The 5,378-nt window shown below is 66.1% G+C and carries 13 protein-coding genes; 1 reads left to right on the top strand and 12 read right to left on the bottom strand.

Annotated elements, in window-relative coordinates; genetic code table 11:
- Nucleotides 1-282 precede the first annotated feature (282 nt).
- From MKK82_RS04085 to MKK82_RS04045, 9 genes are all read right to left on the bottom strand, one after another.
- Nucleotides 283-459: a hypothetical protein gene (locus tag MKK82_RS04085; protein WP_243984735.1), complete on the bottom strand. Its 177-nt coding sequence runs from the start codon at nt 457-459 to the stop codon at nt 283-285.
- A gap of 137 nt (nt 460-596) precedes the next feature.
- Complete coding sequence (locus MKK82_RS04080; protein ID WP_243984733.1) at nt 597-1,247, bottom strand: hypothetical protein; 651 nt, start codon at nt 1,245-1,247, stop codon at nt 597-599.
- A 250-nt stretch (nt 1,248-1,497) separates the two neighbouring features.
- Complete coding sequence (locus MKK82_RS04075) at nt 1,498-1,779, bottom strand: hypothetical protein (protein WP_243984731.1); 282 nt, start codon at nt 1,777-1,779, stop codon at nt 1,498-1,500.
- Entirely contained in the window at nt 1,776-1,913 is a 138-nt protein-coding gene (locus MKK82_RS04070; RefSeq protein ID WP_243984729.1) for a hypothetical protein, read from the bottom strand. Before MKK82_RS04070 ends, MKK82_RS04075 begins: the two co-directional genes overlap by 4 nt.
- Nucleotides 1,914-2,075: 162 nt before the next feature.
- Entirely contained in the window at nt 2,076-2,372 is a 297-nt protein-coding gene (locus MKK82_RS04065) for a hypothetical protein (RefSeq protein ID WP_243984727.1), read from the bottom strand.
- Between the two features lie 11 nt (nt 2,373-2,383).
- A complete protein-coding gene (locus MKK82_RS04060) occupies nt 2,384-2,656 on the bottom strand; it encodes a hypothetical protein (RefSeq protein WP_243984726.1) in 273 nt (90 codons plus the stop codon).
- A gap of 12 nt (nt 2,657-2,668) precedes the next feature.
- Nucleotides 2,669-2,935, bottom strand: a complete 267-nt coding sequence (locus tag MKK82_RS04055) for a hypothetical protein (protein ID WP_243984724.1) — start codon at nt 2,933-2,935, stop codon at nt 2,669-2,671.
- A gap of 11 nt (nt 2,936-2,946) precedes the next feature.
- Nucleotides 2,947-3,204, bottom strand: coding sequence for a hypothetical protein (locus MKK82_RS04050; RefSeq protein WP_243984722.1), 258 nt, complete (start codon nt 3,202-3,204; stop codon nt 2,947-2,949).
- Nucleotides 3,205-3,352: 148 nt separating this feature from the next.
- Nucleotides 3,353-3,742 (bottom strand): hypothetical protein, encoded by a 390-nt coding sequence (locus tag MKK82_RS04045; protein WP_243984720.1) that lies wholly within the window; start codon nt 3,740-3,742, stop codon nt 3,353-3,355.
- 28 nt (nt 3,743-3,770) lie between these two features.
- Between MKK82_RS04045 and MKK82_RS04040 the strand changes: the two genes are divergently transcribed.
- Complete coding sequence (locus MKK82_RS04040; protein WP_243984719.1) at nt 3,771-4,235, top strand: hypothetical protein; 465 nt, start codon at nt 3,771-3,773, stop codon at nt 4,233-4,235.
- A 103-nt stretch (nt 4,236-4,338) separates the two neighbouring features.
- Here the strand turns inward: MKK82_RS04040 and MKK82_RS04035 are convergent, their stop codons facing one another.
- From MKK82_RS04035 to MKK82_RS04025, 3 genes are all read right to left on the bottom strand, one after another.
- On the bottom strand, nt 4,339-4,539 hold the full coding sequence (locus MKK82_RS04035) for a hypothetical protein (protein ID WP_243984718.1): 201 nt from the start codon (nt 4,537-4,539) through the stop codon (nt 4,339-4,341).
- A 457-nt stretch (nt 4,540-4,996) separates the two neighbouring features.
- Nucleotides 4,997-5,203, bottom strand: coding sequence for a hypothetical protein (locus MKK82_RS04030; protein ID WP_243984716.1), 207 nt, complete (start codon nt 5,201-5,203; stop codon nt 4,997-4,999).
- A gap of 29 nt (nt 5,204-5,232) precedes the next feature.
- Nucleotides 5,233-5,378: sugar transferase (locus MKK82_RS04025; RefSeq protein ID WP_243984737.1), on the bottom strand; the 146-nt coding region annotated here is incomplete at its 5' end.

Here is a 5,378-nt window from a genome sequence, read left to right as displayed (position 1 = left end):
TGAGCGGGTGACCGAGACACGTTCATCTCACGCGTCCTCCGGCTTCGGCAGCAGATCGACCCACGCCGCGGTGATGACGGCTTCGCGCGCGTCGGCCCGGTCCGGGTCAGCAGCACGGATCCAGGCCACCACGTCGGCGAGGGCCGCCGGCGTGGTCCTGGCCCTTGCGGCGCAACGTCGAGCGAAAGGCGAGGGCGGCGGGCGCACCAGGTGGGTGACGCTCGATGCTCTGGATCAGAGCGAGGATGCTGGCGGGCGTCGGTGGATCGGGGAGAGTGGCAATCATGGCCGGGCCTCTGGGTGGGCGGCCTCGAACGGAACGCGGAGCAGGCGAGCCAATTCCTCGGCCGCCTCATGGCCGAACACGGCAAGGGCCTCGGCTACCAGCTCAGCGCGCGTCGGCTCGTCCATGTTGGTGTCGTCGTCGGGGTGATGATTGGGGCCGGGGCGGCGGGTCATTGCCAGTTCTCCAGCTCAGCGTCGAAGAAAGCCGCCTCTCGGTCGGTGGCAGCAACAGCCGAGCACCAGACCAGGTGAACCGGGATCGGCATGGCGTAGGCCGTCACCCGATAGAACCCGAACGCGTCGCGGCGGATTTAGCCTCCAACGTCCACGATCAGGCCGGCGTCCAGCAGGTTGCGGAGTGTCTTCGGGCTGCAGGCGGGCGGCTCGCCGCAACCGATGCGGTCGAGGGCGCGGCGCTCGGCCGAGGTGCACTGAAGGCAGCTAGATCTGAGAGCCAGTGGATCGTCTTCGCGCCTGGGTTGCAGCCGATCGACGAATGACGCAGCTTCCACGTAGTAACTACGGAGGGCGCGGCCATGAGTCCAACCGATCCGCAGCGTGAGAACCTCCCGAAGACTCCGCAGCCTGCCGCGATAACAGCCCGTCCACCGTATGAGGATGAAATCCTCCAAGAGCATATGCGACGATTGCACAATGCGCGTGCGCGCCAGCGTGCGGCCCGTCAGTGCTTGGCGACCCGGCCCTACGCCTGAGAGAACAGCGCCATGCTCGAACGCGTCGCTGCGATCTGCCTCATCATCGTAGCCATGTCTGCGGCAACCCGGATCAGCTTTGCTGGGAATGAGCCGTTGCCTCGGCCTCGTCGCGTCGAATGGGATGATCCCGACGACGCGGAGAGATGAGGCCGCGGCGCATGTCTCGATACTGGCCAGAAGGCGCGATGTGGCTTCCTTGGCCAGGGCGAGAGGGTCCTGGACTGCAATGGCGTCGAGGAGGGTCATGGCTGCGCACCTCTACCGGCAGTCGGCAGCAGATCAGCCCAGGCCGTAGCCAGGATCGCGGCGCGGGCAGCGGCTCGCTTCGGGTCCGCGACCGCGATCTCCCGCCGTATGGCGGCGAGGGTCCTTGGGCCGCCGGCCGCGTGCGCCTCTCGGCCCTTGCGGGTGAGGGCGCTCCGAAAGGCTTGAGCGGCGGGCACGTCGTCACCGCGCCGCTGAATGCTATCGACGAGGGCGAGGATGCTGGCGGCGGTCATTCAGGCGCCCTTTCGAGGTCGGCCCACAGCTTTGCGAGCAGGGCCTTGCGGTCCGCCTCGCGACCGGGGACGTCGCTGATCCGGTCCGTCACGGCCGCGAGAGCGTCCCGGCCACCGGCGTCCAGGATTGCCCGTCCATGCCGGCCGATGGCCGATTTGTAGGCCTCGGCAGTCCGCCCAGTCGCGACACCGGTCTCGATGCCGCCGAGAAGGCGCAGGACGGCTTGCTCGGCTTGCGCGATTTGGTCAGCGAGGGCGAGCTGCGCGAGGCGGTTCATGGCAATCCCTCCAGTTCGGCCTCGAAGGCTGCCATCTCCTCGTCGGTTGCGGCAACAGCCGAGCACCACTGAAAATGAACCAGGATCGGCATCTCGTAGGTGGGGATGCGGTAGGAACCGAGTGCATCGTGCATCGCGGCGGGTCTGGCTGCCGGCCTCAACGATCAGGCCGGCGACGAGTAGGTTGCGGAGCGTCCTGTGTAAGCAACGCGGGGGCTCGCCGCAGCCGATGGCGTCGAGGGCACGGCGTTCAGCGGATGTGCGGCCTGGGTGGGGTATGCGGTCGGGGGAGGTCATCAGCATGCCTCCGGGCGGGCGGCGGACTCGGTCTCGGACAGTTCGACGGCGCGGAGGACGGCGGGGCCGGTAAAATCGGCGACGGCGCGGCCTTTGTCGTCATCCGGCAGGGTGGCGACGATCTCTAGGCCGATGGCGGATCCCATCACGACGACGTGGATCAGCCCCTCCTTCACGTCGGTACGGCGGGCGAGAGCGACCGTGAGCGGCCCGACCGTGCCGTAGACGGCAACCTCCGCGTACCGAGCCACGGGTGTCGGCTTCTCGGGCGGGGCGAGGGTGATGATGTTGGACATGACGACTCCCCTCAGGCTTGCGCGGTCGTGACCGCGTTGCGGATTAGTTCGCCAACAATGGTGCGCTCTATGCGCTGCCACCACGCCTCCTGATGCTCTTGGTCCAACTCGCTCCAGCATTCCCACAGGATCGCCTCTGGAATGCCGGGGAAGGCCCGACGGGCTGCAGCTACGCCGTCTCCAAGGCCGCAGGCGTTCGCCTCGGCAATCGTGCGGATGATCTCGGCTCGGACTTGGCGACGGATAGCGTTCTCGGTCGGGATGGTAACTCCTTCAGGCCGCATCGTCGGGGTGTGCTAATGGAAGTTCGGCCGAGGGCACGGACGGCTTCTGCGCGCCGTGAGCATCGTCAGCCTGTCGCGGCGACAGATGCGGATTGCGATGCGCTCGGCATCGGCTTGGGTCGGCATGAACCTCCGGTCGATGATGTCGCCGGCTTCCAGACGCTCGACACACCAGCGACCATCGAAGCGGGCGACGCGGATGCCAGAAGTCTTGTCTTGGGCTCGGACCCAAGGGAGGGGGCGCGGGCGGGGCTGGGGGAACGGGATGACGTTGGACACGGCAATCTCCTTCAGGCGGCACGGGCGAGGGCGGCGTAGGACGCTAGGATCTGGCGGCGGTCGGTGGCGGCCAGCGCGTCGACGGCGCGGCATGCGGGTTCAAGGGCGGCCGGGTCGGTCTCGGCTTCCGCGAGGAGGCGGCACAGGTTAGTGCCGCGAGGGCCGATCAGGAGTCGGGCGGTCTGCCGGAGGGCACGAAGGCGGGCGCGCTGCTCGGCGGGGTCGAGGCCCTGAGAGAACGGACCCCAGCGGTCGGCGGCCGTCATCATCGCGGCCACCACGACAACCAGTGGCCGGTTGCCGGTTTCAAGGTTTCTGAAACCTGGTGTTTGCCCCGTGACGCGCGCACGTACACGTATAAGGCGAATGGGGAAGTTTCAGAAACTTTTGAAACCTGAAACCGTGCGGGCATAGCGATCAGCCCTCCCGAACATTGTCGTGGATCAGCCGGATGCCCCGGTAGCCCTGCGTTCTAATGGCCTTGATCTGCACCGGATCGGGGAAACCACGGCGACGCATCGCCTCCTTGAAGGTTTTGCCGGTACCGGGCACCTCTCCCACCGCCTTGGCGTAGTCGTTCCAGGCATTGAACAGCACGACCTTGCCCTCGAACTTGTGCTCGTTCTCGCGGTCCACGTCGCACCGCTCGTCAAGGAACTGCTGGAAGACATCCTGATCGGCGAAGTAGTCCTGCGTCGCGGCGACTACGGACGCGGGCTTGCAGAGGCCGTTCTTCTGCCAGTCCAGACAGCCCTCAATCATCCAGCGCAGGATGCCGGACCATTCGGCGCAAAGCTGATCTTCCAACGTCGGATCGGGATGCGTCGGCTTCCGGGTGGCGACGACACAGGTCTACGCGAACAGCTTCGGCGGCGGTCAGGCGCTGCCAGGCGTGGCGGCCCCTCGTGGCGGCTCGATGGGGAGCACGGCACAGCAGGGCGGTTTCAGGTTGAGCGGCATCGTGGGGCAGGGCTCGGCTGTGCCGGGGCAGGCGTCCCCGACTCCTGACGTAGCGTCCCTATCGAGCCAGCCCTTCACCACCATGCCGGCGCCGGGCGGGTTCTCCTCGGATCCGACCGCGCAACCGGCCCAACCCAGCAACCAGTACGCGCAGATCGGCAACGCCCTAAAGGCCGCGGCTGCCGCTCAGAAGCAGAAGCAGGGCCAGCAGAGGTCGGGCGGCATGATGGGGGCGCCGGACGTTGGTGGCCGACCGATCAGCCTCCAGCAAGCTCGGGCCATGTTCGACCCGGGCAAGTTCTACGGGGCGCTGCGCAACGCAGGTGTGCGGGGAGTCTGAACCGAAACCGCATTGCAGGGGCATGGGCTAAGAAGACGAGCAGCGGGGCGGGTGTCGAGACAGCTGCCGAACTTGCGGCGATCGTACGGGAGGCGTGCGTGACTCAGGACGAGCGAGCCACCTGAAGGTAGCGCTTCAGCTTCTCCAGGTCCTGCACCGTGCGCTTGGCGAAGTTCCATGCCTGTTGGGCGTTCCCCGATTTGTCATTGTTGGCCGCGATGAGCGCCCACCGCTCTGCGTCCTTGGCTGACCGGATCGCGTTTTCCGTAAGGCGAAGCGCGTCTTCGATCTCGCTGGCATTCACGGCTTCCTCACGTCACACACCCCTCATTTGGCATACCGTCCAGTCGCATGATGCCACGGCATAGCTCAGGCCGTTCTATCCGTTCATCTGATCTCGTTGCAGCAAGCCCGGTTTATGTCTGACCTAGGCAAGTTCTACGGGATGCTGCGCACTGCAAGGGTACAGGGCGCATGAGGTGCGGTCCGCAACCTCGTACTCGCCGCTCTGACTTCCGTAAGCCAACAAGCCACAGCAGGACCGTCGCAGGAACGATACGGTCTAACCGCGTCAGAAAGTATCAAGCTTTCCCCGGCACAATGGTTGGTCAGTCGCGTTAGGGCCTCGATGATGCACTGGACTGCCGCCATTCTTGCCGCCTACGCCATCGGCTTCGTCGAGTTTTGGCGCCTTTGCGAAACTGCGCCTGATGCGCAGGGGGACATTCGCAACACAACTGTCTGATGCACCGCCCTACAACTCAGGATCGATGTCTTTTTGCCGTGCAGCACCAAGCATAGGCATCAACCAACTGACGCCAGATCCGATCGGGCAGCCAGTACGCTCGGTTCACCGTCTTCAAGCCGCCGACCGCCACGTCAAACAGGACCGCAATGACCGCCAGGGTCCAGCTGGGTGCCGCATCAAGCTCGGCGTAGTCGTACCAGAGCGCGTTGTCATCGTGCATGACTCGATCCATCGAGAGCGCTGGTAGGGCTACCGGCTTCCGCGCTGGGCGAGGACGGCGGGGATTGTGCGCAGGAGGATGGCGAGATCCCGGCGCAGGCTCCAGCGGGTGGCGTAGTCGAGGTCGAGGGCGACGCGCTCGGCGTAGGTGGTGTCGGAGCGGCCCGAGACCTGCC

It is taken from the genome of Methylobacterium sp. E-046, from assembly GCF_022829625.1.
Lineage (GTDB): Bacteria > Pseudomonadota > Alphaproteobacteria > Rhizobiales > Beijerinckiaceae > Methylobacterium > Methylobacterium longum.
This window is presented reverse-complemented; position numbering and strand designations above follow the sequence as displayed.

What these genes read in the sequence shown, in the direction of transcription:
- MKK82_RS04080 (WP_243984733.1), bottom strand. Translation starts at nt 1,247, where the DNA reads ATGACCCTCCTCGACGCCATTGCAGTCCAGGACCCTCTCGCCCTGGCC.
- MKK82_RS04050 (WP_243984722.1), bottom strand. Translation starts at nt 3,204, where the DNA reads ATGATGACGGCCGCCGACCGCTGGGGTCCGTTCTCTCAGGGCCTCGAC.
- MKK82_RS04060 (WP_243984726.1), bottom strand. Translation starts at nt 2,656, where the DNA reads ATGCGGCCTGAAGGAGTTACCATCCCGACCGAGAACGCTATCCGTCGC.
- MKK82_RS04030 (WP_243984716.1), bottom strand. Translation starts at nt 5,203, where the DNA reads ATGCACGATGACAACGCGCTCTGGTACGACTACGCCGAGCTTGATGCG.
- MKK82_RS04070 (WP_243984729.1), bottom strand. Translation starts at nt 1,913, where the DNA reads ATGCACGATGCACTCGGTTCCTACCGCATCCCCACCTACGAGATGCCG.
- MKK82_RS04065 (WP_243984727.1), bottom strand. Translation starts at nt 2,372, where the DNA reads ATGTCCAACATCATCACCCTCGCCCCGCCCGAGAAGCCGACACCCGTG.
- MKK82_RS04085 (WP_243984735.1), bottom strand. Translation starts at nt 459, where the DNA reads ATGACCCGCCGCCCCGGCCCCAATCATCACCCCGACGACGACACCAAC.
- MKK82_RS04075 (WP_243984731.1), bottom strand. Translation starts at nt 1,779, where the DNA reads ATGAACCGCCTCGCGCAGCTCGCCCTCGCTGACCAAATCGCGCAAGCC.